General features: G+C 68.4%; 15 protein-coding genes. 5 read left to right on the top strand and 10 right to left on the bottom strand.

Going from position 1 to position 21,766, the window contains the following annotated elements:
• On the bottom strand, positions 1-1,341 hold a 1,341-nt coding region (gene mqo / locus U9983_RS18100), incomplete at its 3' end, for a malate dehydrogenase (quinone) (RefSeq protein ID WP_322755170.1).
• Between the two features lie 533 nt (positions 1,342-1,874).
• Between mqo and U9983_RS18095 the strand changes: the two genes are divergently transcribed.
• Genes U9983_RS18095 through U9983_RS18085 form a run of 3 tightly spaced genes read left to right on the top strand, consistent with a single transcriptional unit; the run spans position 1,875 to position 6,030 of the window.
• The gene (locus U9983_RS18095) at positions 1,875-3,158 is read left to right on the top strand and encodes a serine/threonine-protein kinase (protein ID WP_322755169.1); all 1,284 of its coding nucleotides are present in this window, start codon (positions 1,875-1,877) and stop codon (positions 3,156-3,158) included.
• 47 nt (positions 3,159-3,205) lie between these two features.
• Positions 3,206-4,363 (top strand): hypothetical protein, encoded by a 1,158-nt coding sequence (locus U9983_RS18090; RefSeq protein WP_322755168.1) that lies wholly within the window; start codon positions 3,206-3,208, stop codon positions 4,361-4,363.
• Positions 4,363-6,030, top strand: coding sequence for a VWA domain-containing protein (locus U9983_RS18085; protein ID WP_322755167.1), 1,668 nt, complete (start codon positions 4,363-4,365; stop codon positions 6,028-6,030). The genes U9983_RS18090 and U9983_RS18085 overlap by 1 nt, the downstream gene beginning before the upstream one ends.
• A 58-nt stretch (positions 6,031-6,088) precedes the next feature.
• Here U9983_RS18085 and U9983_RS18080 read toward each other — a convergent pair whose 3' ends face one another.
• Positions 6,089-7,285 (bottom strand): acyl-CoA dehydrogenase family protein, encoded by a 1,197-nt coding sequence (locus U9983_RS18080; protein ID WP_322755166.1) that lies wholly within the window; start codon positions 7,283-7,285, stop codon positions 6,089-6,091.
• Between the two features lie 39 nt (positions 7,286-7,324).
• Entirely contained in the window at positions 7,325-8,287 is a 963-nt protein-coding gene (locus U9983_RS18075; RefSeq protein ID WP_322755165.1) for a GNAT family N-acetyltransferase, read from the bottom strand.
• A 28-nt stretch (positions 8,288-8,315) separates the two neighbouring features.
• Here U9983_RS18075 and U9983_RS18070 point away from each other — a divergent pair, with 28 nt between their 5' ends.
• Positions 8,316-10,340 carry a hypothetical protein gene (locus U9983_RS18070; protein WP_322755164.1) on the top strand — a complete coding sequence of 675 codons (2,025 nt, stop codon included), beginning with the start codon at positions 8,316-8,318 and terminating at the stop codon, positions 10,338-10,340.
• A gap of 234 nt (positions 10,341-10,574) precedes the next feature.
• Here the strand turns inward: U9983_RS18070 and U9983_RS18065 are convergent, their stop codons facing one another.
• From U9983_RS18065 to U9983_RS18040, 6 genes are all read right to left on the bottom strand, one after another.
• Positions 10,575-11,207 carry a hypothetical protein gene (locus tag U9983_RS18065; RefSeq protein ID WP_322755163.1) on the bottom strand — a complete coding sequence of 211 codons (633 nt, stop codon included), beginning with the start codon at positions 11,205-11,207 and terminating at the stop codon, positions 10,575-10,577.
• Positions 11,204-12,382, bottom strand: a complete 1,179-nt coding sequence (locus tag U9983_RS18060) for an XRE family transcriptional regulator (protein WP_322755162.1) — start codon at positions 12,380-12,382, stop codon at positions 11,204-11,206. The genes U9983_RS18065 and U9983_RS18060 overlap by 4 nt, the downstream gene beginning before the upstream one ends.
• 94 nt (positions 12,383-12,476) lie before the next feature.
• Positions 12,477-13,997, bottom strand: a complete 1,521-nt coding sequence (locus tag U9983_RS18055; protein ID WP_322755161.1) for a serine/threonine-protein kinase — start codon at positions 13,995-13,997, stop codon at positions 12,477-12,479.
• The gene (locus U9983_RS18050; RefSeq protein ID WP_322755160.1) at positions 13,994-15,769 is read right to left on the bottom strand and encodes a DUF3488 and transglutaminase-like domain-containing protein; all 1,776 of its coding nucleotides are present in this window, start codon (positions 15,767-15,769) and stop codon (positions 13,994-13,996) included. Before U9983_RS18050 ends, U9983_RS18055 begins: the two co-directional genes overlap by 4 nt.
• A 406-nt stretch (positions 15,770-16,175) precedes the next feature.
• Positions 16,176-17,510 carry a DUF58 domain-containing protein gene (locus tag U9983_RS18045; RefSeq protein WP_322755159.1) on the bottom strand — a complete coding sequence of 445 codons (1,335 nt, stop codon included), beginning with the start codon at positions 17,508-17,510 and terminating at the stop codon, positions 16,176-16,178.
• A gap of 6 nt (positions 17,511-17,516) precedes the next feature.
• Positions 17,517-18,488 carry a MoxR family ATPase gene (locus U9983_RS18040; RefSeq protein WP_322755158.1) on the bottom strand — a complete coding sequence of 324 codons (972 nt, stop codon included), beginning with the start codon at positions 18,486-18,488 and terminating at the stop codon, positions 17,517-17,519.
• Positions 18,489-18,670: 182 nt separating this feature from the next.
• Here U9983_RS18040 and U9983_RS18035 point away from each other — a divergent pair, with 182 nt between their 5' ends.
• Positions 18,671-21,097, top strand: a complete 2,427-nt coding sequence (locus U9983_RS18035) for a hypothetical protein (protein WP_322755157.1) — start codon at positions 18,671-18,673, stop codon at positions 21,095-21,097.
• Between the two features lie 8 nt (positions 21,098-21,105).
• Here the strand turns inward: U9983_RS18035 and U9983_RS18030 are convergent.
• Positions 21,106-21,766 (bottom strand): hypothetical protein (locus tag U9983_RS18030; protein WP_322755156.1); only part of this gene is annotated, 661 nt, incomplete at its 5' end.

The following is a 21,766-nucleotide window of genomic DNA, read 5'->3' as shown; positions in this document are numbered from 1 at the left end:
GATCGGCACTGCGGTGGATGCACCGGGAGAAGCGCCGAGGACGCCGGCGATGGTCCCGTCCCCGGAAGCGACGACTTCAGTTCCGAACTGGAGGACACCACCCTTTTTCGGGTCCTTCTTGACGATCTGCGCACGCTGGCCGGCGGTGATTATTCGCCAGTCCCTGGTGGTGCCACCGGGGACGAACTTCCGGAGTTCGTCGATCTTCTTCTTCCGGGTCGCCGTCAGCGCGTTCAGCAACAGCGCGACCAGGGCGATGTTGTCCCTGGCCATGGCGATCAGCGGAATGATATTGTGCCGACGGATGGACTTCGGCAGATCGAAGATGGAGCCGTTCTTGAGGAACTTCGGGCTCGATCCGGCGTAGGGGCCGAACAGGATCGACGCACTTCCGTCGACAACTCTGGTATCGAGGTGCGGCATCGACATCGGTGGTGCACCGATCGGCGCCTTCCCATACACCTTCGCCTGGTGCCGGGCGACGAGCGCCGGATTGTCGGTGCGGAGGAACTGTCCGCTGATGGGCAGAAGGGCGAATCCGCACGCCTCGGGTATACCTGATTTCTGCAGGACCTTCAGCGCCCAACCGCCCGCCCCGACGAAGACGAACCGCGCGGTGACGTCCTTCGTCTTCCCGCTCGTCCGGTGGTGGACCCGCAACCGCCAGGTGCCGTCAGGTGCCTGGGCAAGACTTTTGATCTCCTGGTTGAGATGGATCCGCACCCCGGACGACTCCAGTGACCTGAACAGCTGCCGGCTCAGGGAACCGAAATCCACATCGGTTCCGGATATGTCGCGGGTCGCGGCGATCGGCTCACCGGGTTTGCGCTGTTCGATCAGCAATGGCGCCCAACGCTGAATCACCGCCGGATCATCGCTGAATTCCATGGCGGCGAAGAGCGGCTCGGCCCGCAACGCCTCGTATCGCCGCCGGAGAAAGTCGACGTCCGCCGCCCCCTGGACGAATGTCATGTGCGGCATCGAGTTGATGAATGTTTCCGGATCGCCGATCGTCCCGTCTTCCACGAGATGCGACCAGAGCTGGCGGCTAACCTGAAACTGCTCATTGATATTGATGGCCTTCCGCACGTCGATGGTGCCGTCCGGAAGTTCGCTGGTGTAGTTCAGCTCGCACAGTGCCGCGTGACCGGTACCCGCGTTGTTCCATGGATCCGAACTCTCCTCGGCCACCCCGGGCAGTCTTTCGTACACATCAATCGACCAGTCCGGCTGGAGTCTGTGCAGCAGGGTACCAAGTGTGGCGCTCATGACTCCAGCGCCTATGAGGACGACGTCAGCGGTCTGACTGGCGTTATACGTGGTGAACGACTGCGGATTCATGTGGCCCTCGGCCTTCTTTCGCGATTCTCGTGCCTAGCACAAGTTCAGCGCACGGCCCGGCTATACGCAGCGAAAATTGAATCTATGAGGTCTGAATCACGCGGCTGAATGACCCTGCCAACCCCGGGCACACCGTCTGGTATGGACACCGACCGGTGTTGTGAAGGCCTGGATGCCCGATGAGCTGGGCTGACGGACGTGCGGAGGAATCGCCGTCCGGTCATCCAGGATATTACGAGACAGAGTTGTTACACGCCCCTAACATGGCGCTTTCACGAAGGATTCAAGCCGAGGTGAAAAGGCGACCGGTAAATAGGTCGGAAGGCCTTTCCGGGGAGGGCGAACGGTGACCGTCGACGCGGCTCCTGGCGCCGGTCCCCCGACCGCGGCCGGTCCACCTCCGGGGTGGGCCCGCGATGGGCACCCGGTCCATCCACACCGCCGCAGCCTGCGCAGGGTCTGTGGCCGTATCATCTCTGGCGTCATGACCGACTCGCCCAGCCAGGGGTGACTCGCCCAGCCAGGGGTGATTGGTGTCCAACCAGGTCGGCCCATACGAGCTCATCGAACGTCTCGGCAGTGGCGGCATGGGCGAGGTGTATGTCGCGTTCGACCCTCGGCACAACAGGAAAGTCGCGCTGAAGCTGCTGTCGACCCGGGCATTGAGTGATCCGGAGCTCGCGGAGCGATTCCGCCGGGAGTGTCAGCTGGCCGCACAAATAGATCATCCGCACGTGCTGCCGGTTTTCGAGTACTCGACCGCGGACATACCGTACATCGCGATGCCCCTCGTCGACGGCACCGACCTGGCCACCGTGATCAGGAACGGCCCGCTTCCACGGGAACGGGCGGTGGCCATCGTTGAGCAGGTCGCCGCGGCGCTGGACGCCGCGCACCGCAAGGGACTGCGCCACCGCGACGTGAAACCGTCCAATATTCTCCTGAAACCCGGCGCGCGACCGAATACCGATCACGCCTGGTTGTTCGACTGGGGCATTGCGCAGCCGATCGACACCAGCGGCGCGCCACCGGTGACCCGCATAGGGCAACTTGTCGGGACGCCGCACTACGTGGCGCCGGAACGGCTCGTGGCACCGGAACGGCTCGCCAGTGGCACCGTCGACCATCGAGCCGATGTGTACTCACTGGCTGTCGTGCTGTACGAGTGCCTGGCCGGGCGCAGACCGTTCGTGGGAAATGACGTGGCCATGGTGCTCGTCGCACATGTTCTCCATGCCCCGGATCCACTCTCGGATCAGCTGCCGGCCGGACTGCGCGCCGTGGTAGCCAAGGGCCTCGCGAAAAACCCCGACGATCGCTACCAGTCGGCCGGGGAACTCGCCGCGGCGGCCCGCGCGGCGCTGGAGGAGTCGGCCGGGACCATGCCCGGGGTGCCGGCTGGGGATGCGTCGGCGCAGGACACGGTCACCCAGCCGGCGCCCATGCCGCCGTGGCCGCCGCTGCCGCGTGACTCACCGGCAGTACCCGGGTCTGTCCCGCCGGCGATTGGCGGGACAAGCGGCCGGCCAGGCGGCCGGACAGGCGGCCGGACAAGCGGCCGGCCAGGGGTGCTGGTGCCGGTCATCGTGGGCGGCGGCGCCGGGTCTCTGGTCGCGGTCGTCCTCTTCCTGGTCGGCCGGGTCGACAGCCCGACGCTGGCATGGGTCTTGCCGGCTCTGGCCGCCGCGGGAATATTCCTTGCGATCGCTGTAAAAGGCTGGGCCGCCCGCCCGGAGCCCGATGAGCAGACAGGGGCGCAGCCGTCGAATCCCACGCGCGACGCCGGCCCCGAAGGGTCCCCGCTGTCGCGGCGGTAAGGTCGCCGTAACAGCGGTCAACGGCAGGACGGTTGGGGGACCTGGCCATGCGGACACCGCAGGGAATGTATTTCCGCGGATCGCAGCGAAGCAGCCTGATCATCAGACTTGTCCTCCTTGTCGCCAGCGTCGCGCTCATCGTCGTGGTCACCGTCGTGATCGCCAAGCCCCCCGGGCCGTCGTCTGCGCAGTGTGGCGCGGGGCCGCTGACCGCTGTGCGCGGCGTCATCGGATCGGAGAAGGAGGCATTCTTCAAGGACCAGCGGGTGAGCGCGCGGTTCGCCTGCGCCGGGCTGAGCGTCACCGTCGACGCGAGCGGGTCACGCGAAATGCTCACCGCGCTCGAACGCCCCAACCGTGACGGCTACGGCTTCGCGTTTCCGGGCAGTACCGCGACCGCAAAAAAGATCATGAATGAGCTGGCCATCACCGACAGCTTCAAACCGTTCTCCTCGCCGATGGCCGTGGCCACGTTCAAAGACGTCGTCGACGTGCTCACCAAGGCCGCCATCGTCCAGCCCGCCTCAGACGGCGGCATGGTCGTGGACGTCAAGGCGCTGCTCGACGTAGCGCACAAGGGCACTCTGTGGGACCAGTTGCCGGGCAACGACAACCCCAGAACCAGGTGGCACAAGGCAGTACGACTCATGACGACCGATCCGCAGGATTCCAATTCCGCGATCATGTTTTTGTCGATCGCCTCGCTGGTGGCCAACGGCGGTCTCGTGGTGACCACGGCAGCGGATGTGCAGAAGGTCCTGCCCGAGCTGTGCCGGCTGGTTATCGATCAAGGGGAGAAGCCGGACACCAGCCAGGTGCTGTTCGACCGCTACCTCGTCGACGGCATGGGACGGATCCCGATGGCGCTGATCTACGAGGCCCAGTTCGTGGCGGAGGCTCCGGGGCAGAAGCCCACCCTCACGCCCGACATGGTGCTGCTGTATCCCAGGCCCACTGTCTACTCCGAGCACACGCTGATCCCGTTGGACGATGCCGGCCACCGGGTCGGGCAGGCGCTGCGGGACGACCCGGAGCTCGCACGCCTCGCCGCCCAGTACGGCTTCCGCCCCGCACGGCCCACCGACCAGCCGATCAGCAGCCGCCGGGCGCCCGTCGACACCGTCGGGTCGCCGTCGTTCGAAGTGCTGGAAAGCATGATCGATTCCCTCAAGTCGACTGAGGCAAACGCCCGGCCGTGTGCCTGATGAGTGTCCATCCGTTGAGGCGCGTCGCAGTCGCCGTGGCTGTGGCTGTCACCGCCGTGTTCGCCGCGGCCGCATGCACCTCGGGTAACCCGCCGGTCGGCCCAAGCGGCACGTCGTCGAGCACGCCGTCCACAGTGCGGGTCACGCCAGGCCCGCCCACGACCCTTCGGGTACTCGCCGGCAGCGAGCTGGCGGACATGCAACCGATTCTCGACGAAGCCGCCAAAGCCACCGGCGTCACGGTGAAGATGACCTTCACCGGCACTCTGGACGGGGCGCAGACCGTTGCCGAGGGTCGCGCCGACGGCGTCTACGACGCGGTGTGGTTCTCCTCCACCCGCTACCTGGAGACCATCCCGGCGGCCAGGCAACGGCTCGCGAGCTCGTCGCGGATCATGGGCTCCCCGGTGGTACTCGGGCTGCGCGAACCGGTGGCACGGCGCCTGGGCTGGGACAGGACTCCGGTGACCTGGTCGGACATCGCCGACGCCGCGAAACGCGGTGAGTTCACCTTCGCCATGACCGATCCGGCCGCGTCGAACACCGGCTTCTCCGCGCTCGTCGCCGTCGCGTCCGCGCTGGAGGGCAGCGGCCGGGTCCTCGACGCCGCCGCGATCGAACAGGTCTCGGCGTCACTCACCGGATTCTTCGCGGCCCAGCGGCTGACCGCGGGCTCGTCGGGCTGGCTCACCGACGCGTTCCTGCGCAGGAACCTCGGCGCCGACCCCGGCCCGGCACTGGACGGGCTGATCAACTACGAAGCGTCCCTGATAGCCGTGAACCGGACGCGGAAGCTGCCCGAGCCGCTCGTGCTCGTGTATCCCACGGACGGCGTGGTCAGCGCAGACTACCCCCTCACCCTCCTCGCCGGCGTCGGCGACGCCGCCCGCACGGCGCACCAGCGGCTGGCCGACTACCTGCGCATGCCCGATGTGCAGCGAGCGATCGTGGAGCGGACCGCGCGGCGGGCCGCGCTGCCGGGCATCGCACTCCCACCGGGACTACCCGACGGGCTCGTCGAGCTCCCCTTCCCGGGCACCAGATCCGCCATCGACGCGCTGCTCACCGCCTACTTCGACCGCATCCGGCGCCCCTCGCGCACGGCCTACGTCCTCGATGTCTCCGGGTCGATGGCCGGTGCACGACTGAACGCCCTACAGCAGGCGCTCAGCGGCCTGACCGGCACGGATACCTCCCTGTCCGGCCAGTACTGCCGCTTCCGCAGCCGCGAGGACGTCATCCTGCTGCCGTTCAACCAGACCCCGGGCAAACCGCTGGCCTTCACCATCGACGAGCAGAACCCACAACCGTCCCGCGACGCCGTCCGGACGGCCATCACCGGTCTGCATGCCGGCGGGGACACCGCGGTGTACGACAGCCTTGTCAGCGCCTACAAGGTGCTCGACAGTGCATCCGACCAGGACCGCTTCATCAGTATCGTGCTCATGACCGACGGTGAGAGTAACAGTGGCCGCTCGCTGGCCGACTTCCAGGCATTCGTGGCCTCCCGGCCGGGCGCTACGCCGGTACCGGTATTTCCCATCCTGTTCGGCGAGGCCGCGGAGTCGCAGATGCAGGCAATCGCCACAGCCACCAGAGGGCAGCTGTGGGACGCGAGAAACGGCGAGCTGGCGCACGCATTCTGCCAGATCCGCGGCTACCAATAGATCAGGGCAGCCGCACCAGGCCCGCATCAGACGATGCGACGGCCGGTCCGGCAACAGATCACCGGGGAAGACTGCTCCACGCCACGTCGCGATCCGCACGCGGTTCCGCGGGTAGCCCCAGGACGCGCTCCGCAAGGATATTGCGCATGATCTCCGATGTCCCGCCGGCGATCGTCGCGGACTGGTATCCCAGGAACATCACCCGCGGGTCCTCGCGCTTCGAGGTCTCGGCCGGGTCCTCGTAGCTCGGGTAGAGCATGCCCTCAGGGCCGAGGAGCTCCACGGCGAAGTCGCTCACCCGCTGCGAGAACAACGCGCTGCCCAGCTTGAGCACCGAGCCCTGCGGGCCGGGTGTACCCCGCTCGCGCAGGTACTGCGCCCGCAGATTGCCCAGCCGTAGCACCTCGGCCTCGACCCACAGCCGCGTCAGCCGGTCACGGCGTACGGCACCGATGGTGGTGTGCGCACTGGCACCGGCCTCGGTGGCGCTGGCCCGTTCCCAGGCCGCCATCGCATAGGCCAGCGGCCCCGATCCGCGTGGCGGCACAACGCCGCCGATGGAGACCCGCTCGTTGAGCAGAGTGGCCACCGCGACCTTCCAGCCGGCGCCGACCTCGCCGAGCCGGTTGGCGTCCGGCACCCGCACGTCGGTGAGGTACACCTCGTTGAAGTGGGCGTTGCCGTCCATCTGCCGTAGCGGCCGGACCTCGACACCCGGGCTTGCCAGGTCGAGCAGGAAGGCGGTGATCCCGGCGTGCTTGGGAACGTCGGGGTCGGTGCGGGCCAGCAGCAGCCCGTGGCGGGCGCGGTGCGCCAGCGACGTCCACACCTTCTGACCGTTGACGATCCAGTGCTCACCGTCGGGCTCGGCCCGGGTGGCCAGCGCGGCCACGTCGCTGCCGGCGCCGGGCTCGCTGAACAGCTGGCACCAGATCTCCTGCGCCGTCCAGATCGGACGTAGGTGCCGGCGCTGGTCGGGCCGGCCGAACGTGGCGATGACCGGCGCGCACATGCCGATACCGATCGGGTTGCGCAGCCAGTCCGGCCGCCGTCCGGCCGTGTCCAGCTCCGCGTCGATCACTTCCTGGAGTTTGGGTCGCAGGCCGAGACCACCGTCGCCGGGTGCGTGGGCCACCCACGCGAGGCCCGCGTCGAACAGCGCGGCGAGGAACGCCTGCTCGTCGCTGCCGACGTGATCGGCAAGCACCTGCCGGGTGAGCTGGCGAACCTGCTCCGCCTCGCCATCCAAGGTCACGGGTGTCTCCTCGTCCTGTTGGCCGTCAAGTCTGGGTTATCACAGTCCGGCCCGGCCTGCGGATTTCGTCCAAACCGAACGGGACCGGGCCTCGCGTTCAGCCCGCCACACCAGCCGTGTGCCCCATCCCCGACGGCGGGCGACCGCTGCGACGTACAGTGACATCAGTTCCATCACGTCGGCATCTTTATGATCATGCAAAGCGACGAAGGCCGACACATCGAGGGCGATCGCATGGTCGAAACCGAGCCCGATAACGAAATCGATGCGGGTACCGACGAGTCGCTCCAACGCCGGGCCGTCAGCATCGCGGACCCGCCGCAGGCCGGGTAGGAGCTCCTTGCGCATCGCCACATGTTCGATCCCGGCCTCCATGAAGCGTCCACCGATGGGCAGGTAGCCGCCTGCGGCGTAGAAACCTTCGGCCGTCACCTGGGCATGCAGCTCCACCGCGGGCAGGCCTCGTTCTGATGCGCGGCGTTCGAGCGCGACGGTGACGGCCCGCCCGAGACCGCGCCCGCGCAGCTCGGCGCGAACGGCGACCCGTCCGATCACTCCGCTCGGCTCGGCCGGACTTTCGCCGAGATGGGAATCGGCACCCCGGCGGTCGTCAGGCGAAGCCGACCCGTAGCCCGGGTCGAGCAGCCGGGCCGTCGCCAGTGCCCGGCCGGCGTCGTCGACGACGATCGCGTGGTCGGCGTCGTTGTCCCGCCCGTCCTGCTCAAGGTCCGGCGGCACGGCCTGTTCGATCACGAACACGTCACGGCGGAGTTCGAGGGCCGCACGCGGCGGTGGACCCGGTACGACCAGGACGTCGGCGGGCCTCAGCACCGCGCGGCCGAAGCGGGACGGCGGGCGACGAGCCGGACCCTCATAGGACGGAGTGTAGGAGCGCCCCGTCCCCGCCCCGGGCAGGTTGCGACCGGACGATGCCGATGTTGCGGTGACGATCGTGCGGTGACGATAGGGCGGAAAGTCGCCATATACTGACGTCGAGTACACGTCACGCACACCTGGTGGGGGGACTGCGGTGAGGCGAACGCGTGGGGAACGGTTGACCCGTCGGCGGGTGCCGGCGCGGTTCACCGCGTCTCGGGCACGCGGTTCCGTGGCGGTGTCGCTAGCCCTGCTGCTCGCCGGTGGATCAGCCGTCCTCGTGCTGGGGCAGAGCGCGGGTTCGGCGATGCTGCGGCTGGATGATGTCGGCGCATGGCTGGCCAGCGGTGCCCGGGGAATCGTCTCGCATATCAACGGGCCGTCCGGGCGGGCGGACGCCAGCGTGACCATCAACGGCACGAAGGGACATCACCTCACCGTCGCGCAGGACGGATCCAGCGTGCTGGTCACCGACACCGACACCGGGCGGGTCAGCCGGATCGACCCGGCCGGGCTGGCCGTCACCGTGCAACAGACCTTCGGGCCTGGCGTCACCGTTGTCGCCGGCGCCGGCCAGGCGTATGTCATCGACAAGCCCGCCGGACGGGTCAGCCGGATCGACCCGACAACGTTGGATGTGCTGGGCGCGCCGGTCGCCTTCGGTTCCCCGATCGCCGACGGCGGGCTGACCGCCGACGGCACACTGTGGGTGGCCCTACCCGCGCAAGGGCAGCTCGCGCCGGTCCGGCAGGGAATCGCGGGGGTGACCGTCCCCGTTGGCCGGCCAGGTGACCAACTGTCGTTGACGATCGCGGACGGGGTGCCGGTCGCGGTCGACGCAACCGCTCCGGCCCTGGTAGCCGTACGCGACGGCCGCCCAGCACCGGAACTGCGACTGCCTCCTCCCGCCGGTTCGGGACGTTCGCTGCTGGTGGCACCGGCCGTCGACGGCCAGCTGCTACCGATCATCGTCAACACAACGAGCACGATGCTGCTCGCGGACCTCACCGCAGGCACGGTACGGACGGTCGAGCTCGGCTCCCAGGATCCGTCCGGACAGCTCGGCGCACCGGTCGTCGCCGGCGGCCGGGTATACGTGCCCGACAGCGGCAAGGGGCGGCTGCTGGTCTACGCGACCGGCCCGGGCCGGTTCGAAACGCCGATCACCGTCACGTCCGAGGCTGCGGAACTCACCGTGTTCGTCAGGAACGGGACGGTCTGGGCGAACGATCAGAGCGGCTCCCACGCCGTCATGGTCAGACCAGACGGTTCCACCCGGCAGGTCGAGAAGTACACCCCCGACGTCGCCGGGAGTGCGTCCACCACGCCGCCCCGGGCGCTGCCCAGGCAGGTGGTCGTACCGCCGAGCCAGGCCCCCCGGTCCCAGCCCCCGATCGCCGTCCCACCCCAGCGGGACACCCCCCGGGTACCGGTGACGGGACCATCGCCCAGCCCGAGCCGTCCCGACATCCAACCGCCGGCCGACCCGACGACCCCATCGCAAACACCGACACCGTCCCTGACACCGACCCCCACGCCGTCGCCAACACCGTCCCCGACACCGACTCCCCCACCCGGGAAGCCGGTCGTGTCCGCAGCGCTGGTTGGCAACGGCCCGAAGACCACCGCGACCGTGACCGCCGCCACGAGCGACGGGCTGACCAGCACGGTCACTCTCACCGTCACACCGCTGAACACCGGGGAGACCGTCACATCCACCGGACCGACCAGCTACGCCGCGACGCTCACCACCTGCGGCCCGCGCACCTACACCGCCACCGCCACCGGCCCCGGCGGGCAGAACACGTCCACCGTTTCATTCGGCAAATGCCCACCCCCCGACGCGGTTGTTCAATATCAAGGCTCTGGCTACTACACATTGCTGAATAACAATGCCGACGGAACCAGGACCATTCACATAAGCTGGGATCCACCAACGTCCACTCAAGGTGAAACAGTGACAGATTATGTGGTCAGCTACTACACCTATTCCGGCAAACTCGCCGGACAGCATGTGACTACTCAAACCAGCGATACTTTTAATGCCTATCCTTCGTGCGCCGGAGGAAACGGAGACTACCCGACCTGGAGAGTGGTTGCCCGTAACGCCAGCGGCTCCGGACCTGCAAGTCAATCGTTTATTGAGGACGACTGCTATGCTGAGGCCGATCGACCCTGAAAATGCCGGTCTGGAACCCCCGTCAGCCGGGGAATCGCACCCCCGGCGGGCCGCGTGGGGTCAGGGCCGGGGTGGGGTGGCGCCGCGGCGGATGCAGCGGTACTTGGCGTGAAGCTGACCAGCGCCAGGTCGCAGGCCCGCAGCGACTTCTGGCACCCAACGGCAGGTGGCAGTCAAACCACTGCTGTCCGTGGGCCTGTGGGGCTGTCGGTGCCCGAAACTCGCTGCGCTGGGCTACTGCTGACGCTGGCTGCGTTTCCAGGCGTTGTAGGCGGGCTTCAGGGTGGATGCGTCCCAGGACGGCAGGCCGGATCCAAACGGCCGCATAGTGTCGTAGGTGGTGCGTAGTTGATTTCCTGGGATCAGGCCAAGCTGGACGGCAGCGAGTAAGACGTCTTCGACGGTGAGCAGTTCGACGTTCTCGCCCGCGGCGAGTCTCTGCCCTCCGATGTCGTCGATGACGACGTATACCTCCCGGCCCTGTTCGGCGAGGTGGGCAGCATGGCCGAGTACGACGGATTCGCCGAGATCTTTGGCGGTGGAGAGTGCCAGTGTGGCTCCGCGTCCGCGGATTCGGGCTACGTGTGCAACGACTTCGGGTTGTGCTCCGTCGAATTCGAGTTTGTCCAGGATGCGGACGAGGCGGGAGGCTCGCATGCGGGGCCACTGGGTCGCGAGGCGGCCGGAGCGGTGCTTGCGCAGAACTTCTTCCTCGACTTCGGCGGGGATGAGGATCTCCATCCCGAGCTTGGTCAGTGTGTCAATGAGGAGAGTGCTCTTGCCTGCGGCGCAGAAGTAGACACAGCAGACGGCGTCGATGACGCTGACCAGCTGTTCGGCAGGCTCGCTGGTGTCGGGGCCGTTCACGCCCTGGCGTTGGCGCGGGCGACAAGCGAAACAATGTCGGCGCGACGGGTTCGGGGTTCGACGGTGACTCCGGCTTCGGCGAGCGACGTGGCGACGTCGGCTTCGGATCGGCCGGTGAGCCGCGCGATCGCGGCAGCGCCGAGCAGACCCCTGCGGTAGGCGTGCGTCGCGCGTTCCTGAAGCCGTTGCGGCGGCAGTGGCCGCCGTGCGAGTTCCTGCTCGAGGTCGTGCTGCTGACCCCACCCGTACCGGTGCGCGAGCACGCGTGCGGACGGAACCGCCGTGAGGGTTGCCGGCAGTAGGCCTGCCCGGTCCAGCTGGATACGCGCGACGTCGGGGCTGACTCCGAAATGCCGAACGAGCAGTGCGACGGCACGTTCGTCGACGCGGTCTCGAGTCGTGATGCCGAGCGCCTGCGCCAGCCAGCTGCTCATCCCGTCCTGCGGGATGAGCAGGTTGCGGGCGAACTCGTCGCAGCGCACTTCGGAGTCGGTGCGGCGACCGTCAATCCCGTCGACGTGTGCGCCGTCGCCGAAGAGCAGATGCCCGAGCTCGTGCGCTAGTGAGAAACGCTGTCGTTCGCTGACATCGTTGCTGTTCACGAGCACGACCGCGGTATCCCGGTCGGGGTCGACCGCGCACACCCCGGACGCCTCACCGAGCGGCGCGGAGCCGACATCGACCCCGGTGAGCTCCGCCATGAGCGAAGGGATATTCGGGATGGGAGCGATCCCGAGCCCGAGGTGGTCACGCACAGTGCGCGCTAGATCGGTTCCACGCGAGGCAGGTGTGCCCGCCGCTAGCACCGAGATGGCGGCAGGCGCACGGTGCTGCCGGAGTTCGGGAACGACTTGGTCGAGCGCGTTGTCGAACTCGAGCAGCTCCACTGCGTGCTCGAGTGCTGCACAGACATCTGCGCCGGCTGGGGTGCGGGCCGCGGCCAGGACCCGCTCGCGTACCGGGGAGCCGTACAGCAGGTGGTCCAATCGGATGCCGAGCGTGGTTGCAAGAGTGTCAAGAGTGGTCAGCGGTGCACGTGTCGGAATGCCCTTCTCCAGTCGACTCACCATCGCCTGCGGCACACCGGTCAGTTCGGCAAGATCCCGCTGGCTCGTGCCGAGCTGCTTGCGCGCAGCGGCCAGCCGTACCCCCATCGCAACTCGATCAACCTCCATCACCACACCTCCAAACTGAATCAGATCTTACCATGTTGATTCAGTTTGCGGGAACAGGCATCACCGCCATCATGATCTATCACCCCCATGAGGGTTAGGAAAGAGGTGGGGTGGCGCCGCGGATGCAGCGGTAGTCGGACCAGGCGTAGGAGCTGACGGCGAGCACGGCGCCGACTCGGAAACAGTAGCCCCGCGCGGGGTCGAGATCAGGAATCTCGGTCACGGCCGCACCGGGGGGCAACGGCTGCACCGGTACCTGGCGTGAGCCCGCGGGAGCCGCCGTCTGCACTACCAGATTGGCGGGCCGCGACCCGTTTCGCCACCTCAGCGTGACGACCGTGCCCATGTCGGTGGCATCTGTAATGTTCGGACGGGCGGCCTGGAGATCCTCAGAGGGAGCGGGCGCTGGCGTGGACGCCAGCGTGGGGGATGCAACCCCCGCCGAGGCCGACGGAGACGGCGTCGGGTTAGGCCGCTGCGGAGCGCGAACGGCCATCACTACGAGTATCACAATGATCGCGCTGGCGGCCGCCCCGGTCATCAGCAGAATCCGCCGCCGTTTCGACGCACGGGTCTCGTCCGACGGCTCTGCGGCAGGCTTCGGAGGTGCCGGGCGGCGCGGCCGGACGACGGTGCGCTCCTGCATTGGATCGCTCTCGGGGCGGTCACCATCGGGGTCGATGACGGGGTCTGCTGGCGAATGGTCCGCCGGTGCGGCTTGGGATGGCGGCCGGTCCCGGTCCTCGGGCGTAGCGGTGGCATCCGCTGGCGTGCCGACCGGTTCCGGTGGTATACGCGGGATGGTGTGGCCGAGGCGTTCATACAGCTGGCGGAGGTCGGCGGCGAAGGCGTCGGCGGTGGGCGGGCGCTGCGCCGGGTCGCGCGCGAGCGCCGTCCGCAGCAGGTTCTCCACGGATTCGGGCACGTCATCACGGGGCAGCGCGGGAACGTCCTGGGTCAGTGCGCGTAGCACGATGCTGGCAGGGTTGTCGCCCCGGCGGTAACCGAACGGCGGCGACCCCGCCAACATGGTGAACAAGGTAGCGCCCAGCGCGTAGACGTCGGTTGCGACCGACGGTTCCTCCCCCTGCAGGATTTCCGGGGCGGTATAGGACGGCGTGAAGGCCTCCTGGCTCGTTGAGCCTTCCATACCCGTCAAGCTGGCGATACCGAAATCGCTGAGGACTGGTTCATCGGTGTCACTGAGCAGAATGTTGCCGGGTTTGACATCGCGGTGGATGATTCCGGCACCGTGCGCGGCGTGCATTGCCCCGGCGATTTTCGCGCCGATGAGAAGGGTTTCGTGTACCGGTATCGGCCCGGCCTGCTGGAGCCGGTCGGAAACCGAGCCGCGGGCCAGATACTGCATGGCGATGAACGGACGCCGCTCCCGGGTCGAGCCGGTCTGAAAAATCGTGATGATGTGCGGATGGCCGGTGAGGCGCCCGGTTGCCCGGCATTCTCTGGTGAACCGTCGTTCCGCGGCGGAGTCCCGAAGATCGGCATTGATCACCTTTATGGCGACAGTGCGGTCCAGACCGACCTGATAGGCGGAGTAGACGGTACTGAACCCGCCCTGCGCGATCGCCGTGAAAGACTCGTAACCGGGAATCATCGATGTCTCCCGCCTCGGACGACCCGGCTGGGCGCGAGCCGTCCCATCATCCGCCGGTGTGCCGGCACGGCCCGCCGCAGCCGGGTGCGTAGCTGCTTCTCGTGGAACCATGCCGCGTCCGCCTCGGCGGTGGCGATGCCGTCCGCGGCGAAGAGAGCTGTGGTGGCGAGGTTCGCGAGCGTCAGCAGCGACGCCCGGCCGCTGTCCCCGATCGCGGCTGGCACGAGCCTGACCGTCTCGACCGGGGTCGACGCGGCCGGGATGGCTGTGCCGGCGCCCGCCAGCACGTCGACCGTGCTGTGCCAGGCGCCGACCACCCGCTCCCGGGATGTGCGCGCCGACCGTCGCCGCCGGCGGCGCGCCACCGGAGCCCCCACGGCGACCGCCAGGTAGCCGACGACGACAACGATCACGACACCGCCGGAGGCCAAACCCGCATACACCGACAGCGGGGTGTGATGATCAGGTGGCGGGGCCGGGGGCAGCGGTGTCGGCTTCTGCGCGGGCGCGGCTGCCGCGGCACCGACCCGCTGCTCCCGGTCGGTGGACTCCCCCTGCGCCGACGACGCGACCTTGCCACCGCTGCTCTGCCCCTGCTTCGGAGTCGGGTAGAATGCCAGCCAGCCCACACCCGCGAAGTCGATCTCCGGCCAGACCAGCACGTCGCCGGTGTGCACGTCCACGGTGTCGGTAGCCGTGGTTTCCGGCCCGCCGGGCAGGGTGAACCCGACCACGACCCGGCTGGGCAGGCCCAGCGTCCGGGCGGCGACCGCGAACACCGTCGCGAACTGCTCGGACGTGCCGGTCCCGCTGTTCTTGGTCAGGAAGTAGCTCAGGTGTCCGTAGGTGTGGCCGGCGGGCGCGGTCCGGTCGTAGGTGAAGTTGGTGCGCAGGTACTGCTCCAGCGCGTATGCCTGCTGGAACGGGGTACCCGCCCCGGTGGACGCCTCCCGGGCCGCGTCGCGCACCAGGCCGGGCAGGCCCGGCGGCAGGTAACGGGCCGCGTCGGCGTCGGCTCCGACGGCCGGTCGCAAAGATACGAGCACGGCCTGGTCCGGGGTGGTCTGCGGCGCCGACGTCACCGTGTACCGGCGGCCGGGCTGCAGCGGGACGGTGCTGAGCAGGGCGCCGCTGCCGACATCGACGGCCAGACCCGTCCCGTCGAGCCGGACCGGACGGTCCATGGCCGGCAGCAGGGCACCGTCCAGGCCGTCGATTTCCACGTCCTGTCGTATCTCTCCGGTACGCGCAGGCTCCCTGGACGTCGGCGGAACCCGGCGTCCAGCCGGGGAGAAACGGGCCGACGACGTCCAGGACTGGCCGTCGAAACGGTCGAGTACGGCCAGCCGGATGTTCGCGGGCGCGGGCGCGGAGGCCGGCGCGGGCGCTGATGCGGGCGCAGGCGCTGATGCGGGCGCAGGCGGGGACCGACGAGGACGGCGGCCGCGGCGACGAGCACCGCCACCGACAGCCCGATCACCGCCCGACCCGGAAACGATCCCGACGCCGGCGCTGATCCTGGCCTGGCGCGGCTGCCACCGCGACTGCCAGCGTGACCGCCAGCGGTTGTCGACGGCCGCGCTTCGGCGTGGCGGCACAGCGCAAGCAGCCCGGCGGCCACCACCAGACCGGCCGCGACGAGGAGGTTCGAGCCCGGTCCGGGCACGGTCAGCGTCACCCCGACCGCGAAGACCACGACCGCCGGGACGATCGGCAGCAGCGTCGTCCGCGTCCTGGCCACCAGTTCCGCGCCGACGCCGGCCGCGAGCCATGTCAGCGCTTGGGGCACCACCAGCAGATCCGGGGAGTCCGGCGCCGGCAGCGTCACCTCCAGCAGTCGGGCCCAGCCGTTGAGCAGGCCGTCGCCGACCGCGGGCAGCACCCCGGGCACGTCCGGCGAACCGTGCCGGAACAGGGTCAACGCCACCACAGCCAGCCACAGCCCGGCCCATGCCAGCACGGACAGCGGTAACGGCACCCGGCGACGGCGGGCCACACCTGCGAACGCCGCCACCGCGAGCACGGGTACGACCGCGGCCACCGCGACCGGGCCGGCGAGCGCGCCCACGGCGAACGCCCGATGGAATGCGCCGCCGGCAAGCCCGGCCGCCAGCGTGACCGCGACGAAGCTCCCGACCCGGGGCAGCGACAGCGGCACCGTTGTAGCCACCGTGGCCGTCACCGCAGGCTCCCGGCGGGCGTCGCCGGCCACGCCGCTACCAGCGCGGCGGCATCGGCAACATCCAGGACGCGCAGTCGTCCGCCACCTGCCGTAACTGAGGCCCCGGCAGGGCCGGACGCACCGGACCCGGCCGCACCGGACCCGACGCTGGATTCGATTCCGGTACCACCGACCCGGACCACGATCACATGCTCGAACCGGCTGACGGCCGGGGCGACCACCGCAGCCTGCCCGACGTCGACTCCGCCGGTGACCAGGGTCAGTGTGCCGACTCCGCCGCGGCCGAGCCCCCGGACGGCCGCCGTCAGCGCGTCATCCGGGTATGCCGCGACACCGAGACCGAGACCGGCACCGGCACCGGAACCGGAACCGGCCGCGTCGAGGGTGCCGGCGTCGCGTTCCACCCGGGCGAGCGCGTCCAGGACGACCTGGTCGTCACCGCGCCCGCCCCGGCCCGCCACCCGAACATCCCCTGTGGTGCGTAACCGGACCGGAAACCGGCGCCGGGCCGAGGCGAACAGCACGGACGCGGCGACATCCACCGCGGCGTCGAACGCGCCGTCACCGGCCGCACCGGACGGATAGGCGTACGCCCGGGTGTCCAGCAGAACGGTCGTGACCGGCTCACTCGGATCGACATACCGGCGCACCAGCAACGTCCCCGCCCGGGCGCTGGACCGCCAGTGCACATGCCGGGGATCGTCACCGGGCACGTATTCCCGCAGCGCGTGGAAGGTCACGCCACCTTCGGTCCGGCTGTCCACGGACAGTCCGTCGGGGCTGCTGGACCGGGCGGACGCCAGCGGCGTCAGCGGATGCACCACCGGGTGGACGTGGACCACAGCCGCTTCCCCGACCTGCTGCGAGCGTGCCAGCAGGCCGAACGGGTCGGACCTGCGGACGTGCACCGGGCCGACCCGCAGCACTCCCCGACGCGCGGTCGGCAGCGGCACCGCGATCGTGCGCCGCGTCGATCCACCCAGCGAGCGCAGGGGGGTTTCGGTCGCGGTCTCACCGTGCGGCAGGATGATCTGCAGGACCCCGCTCCGCCGGTCGGCGATATTCCTGATCGTCACACTCGCGAGAGCTGCCTCGCCACGACGGACCCGGGTCGGAAGAACCTCGATCTCCGCGCCCAGCCGCGGACGGTAAGCGACCGCGACCGCCGCCGCCAGCAACGCGGCGACACACCCCACCGCCAGCACCGACAGTTCGGCGAACCGCAGCACACCCGAGATGACCGCCAGCACGACCGCGGCGCCGGCCACCCCCCACCCGGTCGGGGTGACGATGCCAACTGCCGCGCCCGGGTGGCGCCGGGCAGGTGCCACGGCCGGTTACACCCCGGCCAGCGACCGGGGTACCGGTACGGACCCGAGCACTTCACCGACCGCGTCCTCGCCGGTGAAGCCGCGCAGTTCCGCGTCGGCCGCCACCAGCATCCGGTGCGCGAGCACGGGCACAGCCAGCGCCTTGACATCGTCCGGAGTGACGAAATCCCGTCCAGCCGCGGCCGCCCGGACCTGGGACGCGCGCAGCAGAGCAATGCTGCCGCGCGGGCTGGCGCCCAGCCGTAGCCGCGGCATCGTCCGGGTTGCCGCGACCACGTCGACGACATATTCGTGCACGGTGTCCGCGACATGGGTGCGCGCACCCTGCGCGACCAGCGCCAGTATCTCGTCGGTGGACAGCACCGGGCTCAGGTCCTCCACCCGGATGCCCGACTGACGGTTACGCAGAATCGCCACCTCGGACTCACGGTCGGGGTAGCCCATCCGAACCCGCATCAGGAACCGGTCGAGCTGCGCCTCGGGCAGCGCATAGGTGCCGTCCATGTCGACCGGGTTCTGGGTCGCCACGACGAAGAACGGCCGCGGCACCGCATGCGGCTGGCCGTCAACGGTGACCCGCCCCTCTTCCATGACCTCCAGCAACGCCGACTGTGTCTTGGGTGACGCCCGGTTCACCTCATCGGCCACCACCACGTGGGCGAACACCGGCCCGGGATGAAACCCGAACTGAGCGGTCCCCTGGTGGTAGACGGTCACCCCGGTGACATCGGACGGCAGCAGATCCGGGGTGAACTGGATGCGGTGACAGGACGCCTCCAACGACGCCGCGATGCAGCGGGCCAACGAGGTCTTGCCCAGCCCCGGAACATCCTCGATAAGCAGATGCCCGCCGGCGAACAGGCAGGTCAGCGCCAGCGAAACCGCCTCGGTCTTGCCCCGCACCACCAGCTCGACGTTGTCGACGACAGCCTGAAACGCCGCCGCGAAATCGGACGGATCACCACTGCCGGTTGGCATCGTGGACACCATGCTCTCCTGTCAGACAGCTCCAGGCTCGACACCAGACCCACCCCCCGTGAGCGCTGCGGCGCTATACCGTCTCAGCGCCAGCACGATAGCGCGACAGCTACTTCGGCATGGTGCCGCATCTCGAGTGATGAGATCCTGAAGCCCGACCCACTGCTACCCGAGGGGACGGTATGGATCTTTTCGTCGGCCGGGAAGCCGAGTTGACAGAGGCGTTACGCCTGCTCTTCACCCGGGGCGAAGGGTCGGTGATCGACCTTGTCGGTGTTCACGGCCTGGGTAAGTCCATGCTGATCCGACAGCTGGTCAGTCGGGTTGAAGGCGCCAACCGGGTATACATCTTCAACGAGGACATGTCCGCGTTCCAGCGGGAAGGATTCCGGGACGCCTACGGCCCCCGCGCCTCTGCCCCCGTCCTGTGGGAGACATTCGCGCGAACACGAGAGCTGATGCTTCGGGTGACCGATCGTACCCGAGCTCGGGAGTTCGCTGGTTTCCGCCAGCTGTGCGAGCGTGAGGCGCGGCTGCTCGGCGGTGCACCGAAGACCGAAACGGGTGTGCGCGACACCCCCGAGAGCGACGACCAGGAAACGGTGAAGGCTCGGATCCGCCAGTCGCAGTCGGCCATCGACGACGCTTTCGTCAGCGGCTGGGCGGAATGGAGCCGGCGTCGGCACATCCTGATCACCATGGATTCGTTCGAACGCGTCGTCGACGACGAGATGGGTCACTGGCTGGCGCGCATGGCGCTACGCCTGACAAACACCCTGGTCGTCATCGCCCGGGTGCCCTCACCGCACACGTTCTCGACGGGATCGGATCGCTGGTACGTCCGGGCGCTGCCCTATCTGTCCCGCGACGAGGTCACCTTCTACCTCGACCAGACCTTTGACGGTGCACTGCGGCCAGGTGTCGCCGATGTCGTCCACGATTTCACGGCGGGACATCCCGGTGGTCTGTCGCTGGCGGCGAAGCTGGTCAGCGAGACGGGTCCGGACAAACTGGAGGCGTCGGACCTGCGGCGAACTCTTCAGCGGCTACCGGACGATCCGTGGGAGAAATGGGCCGGCCTCGTCCGATTGATCATCGACGCAGTCCGGGACGACCGGCTGTCGAAGGCCGTCCATGCCTGCGCTGTGGTCAACACCTTCGACGAGCCGCTACTCGCCGAACTGCTGGCAGAAGGCGACGACGGGTATCCCGATGTCGGAACCGTCATTCAGACGCTCAAAGGATACGGCATCGCCGAACAGCTGGTCGCGGTCGCCGACGAACCGTCCGACCGTTTCCGCCTGCACGAGTTCATCCGGCTTTCCCTGAGCCGCGAACTGCGGACAATGCACCCCCGCATCTGGCAGGACCTGCACCAGCAGGCCGCCCAACATTACTTCCGCCTCGTGTCGGAATGGGAGGACGACACCACCGGCGCCTACAGCTCGTGGTATCGCTACGAACACCCCCGCTGGCAGGCCTACAAGCGGGAGTGGTTGTTCCACGCCCGGCGGGTGTCCCGGAACCGCACGATCACCCGGGCACGTTTCGCGCTCGTGTTCCTGGAAGCCTACTGGTGGTGGGGGTGCTACTGCCCGTTCGACTACAACCGGCGGCTGCTGGAGGACTGGGAACGTACCTGGCACCAGGAGGACTCGCTCGCCGGGAACGTCGGCTCCGTCGCGACCGCAACCCAGCGTAACCCGGACGATCAGTTGGGCGAAGCGCTGGGCTTTGTGCTGGACCATTATCCGCCCGGGTACCTCAAGACCGACGCTCCCTGGAACGACATCCGTAACCGGCTTCTCCTCGTCCAACGTCTTTGCGGGCTGGGCCGTGGCGCGCGTGTTGACGCCACTGCGGAAGAAGAACGGGAGCTGCTGCGAGTCAATGGCCTGATCAGGATATTTCTCGCGCACACCAGGCGATTCCGTGACCCGGCAGACCTGGCCGCGAACCGTTACTACAAAGAGGCGCTGGCTGTTTTTGAGGAACTCACGGACGACTGGAACGTCGCCTGGCTGCTCTTCGAAACCGCGGACCTCGCGCTGGAACGGGAGGTTCTGGAGGAGGCGGTCACCCGTATCACCGCCGCGGCGCAACGCCTGAAACGGCTCGCCGCGCAAACAGATGACTGGGACGAGGAGTTGATCGCGAACCTCTTCCGTGTGCGGGCGGATGTGTACTGGGCATCAGGGAAGACCGACGAGGCATTCGCCGACTACCATCGTGCTGTCGTCCACGCCTATCGGTTCATGGGTGTCCCGCACCCTCCGGACGATTACAACCTCGTTTTCTACGAGGAGATGACGACCCGGACGGTGAGTCGCCTGTGCGAGATCTTCAATCGCTCCGGTGTCGATGAGGCAAAGCGACGGGCCGAGCTGACCGGCAGTCAGCTTTCGGGTGGTGAGCGAACCGGCACAGATGATGTCCACCGAATGTTCGACCGTTCGGACATACGCGCCCTACGCGTCTGGTTGTTCCCGCGCGGGCCGGAACCCGCCGAGTTGAGGTCAGCGGACTCCGCCTTCATGGACGACTGGAGCGTCTTCGACGAGGACGAGCCACCGTCGGACGCCGATGTGGAGTCCCTTGCCTCCGGATAGCGGCTGCGTCACGGCACCGACGAACCGGCTGGGGTGGGTAGTCCGAGCCGGGTCGCGAGCCACGACGCCTGCCAGCGGCGTTCATCGAGGTAGGGGTCATCGAGGTAGGGGTCATCGAGGTGGGCGGCGTCGCCGAGGATGGCGCTGCGCTGGTTGGCGGCGCGTGCCGCGATGTAGGCGAGTGCCGCGGGAGGGTCGACGTCGAGCGATTCAAGCGCGTCGATCACGTATGCCGACAGCAGGTTGGCCGTGGAACCGGGATCCTGCACAGCTGCCTCGATGCCCGCGCGAGCATGCTCGTCGAGCGAGTCACCCTTTCCCTTCTGGCCGATTCTGTTCTGGCCAAAAGTTGCCGCCGCGGCCTCGATGCTCTCGGCAAGCGCGGCCAGGCCGGCGTCGCGCAGTTCGGCCGCCGCATGGTAGGCAACCCGGCAGACGCAGGCGACACTGAATTCCCGGGCAGCCGCCCGCGTCCATTGCTCGACCCGCGTGCCGAGCCGACCGCGTCTGGCCACGACCTTGTTCTCGTGGATGACGAGCGGGCCGTCGAGGTCTATCCGCCAGAGTTCCTCGGTGAGCCAGTAGGGCAGGTCCTCGACCCGGCAGGCGTGGATACCGTCCCTGCACGGCACCACATCTCCGGCTCCAGCACTGACCTCGGCGTCAACC

The sequence above is a fragment of the Protofrankia sp. Cas3 genome, from assembly GCF_963555955.1.
Taxonomy (GTDB): Bacteria; Actinomycetota; Actinomycetes; order Frankiales; family Frankiaceae; genus Protofrankia.
The sequence above is the reverse complement of the archived record's forward strand: the minus strand, read 5'-3'. Positions and strand labels throughout refer to the sequence as shown.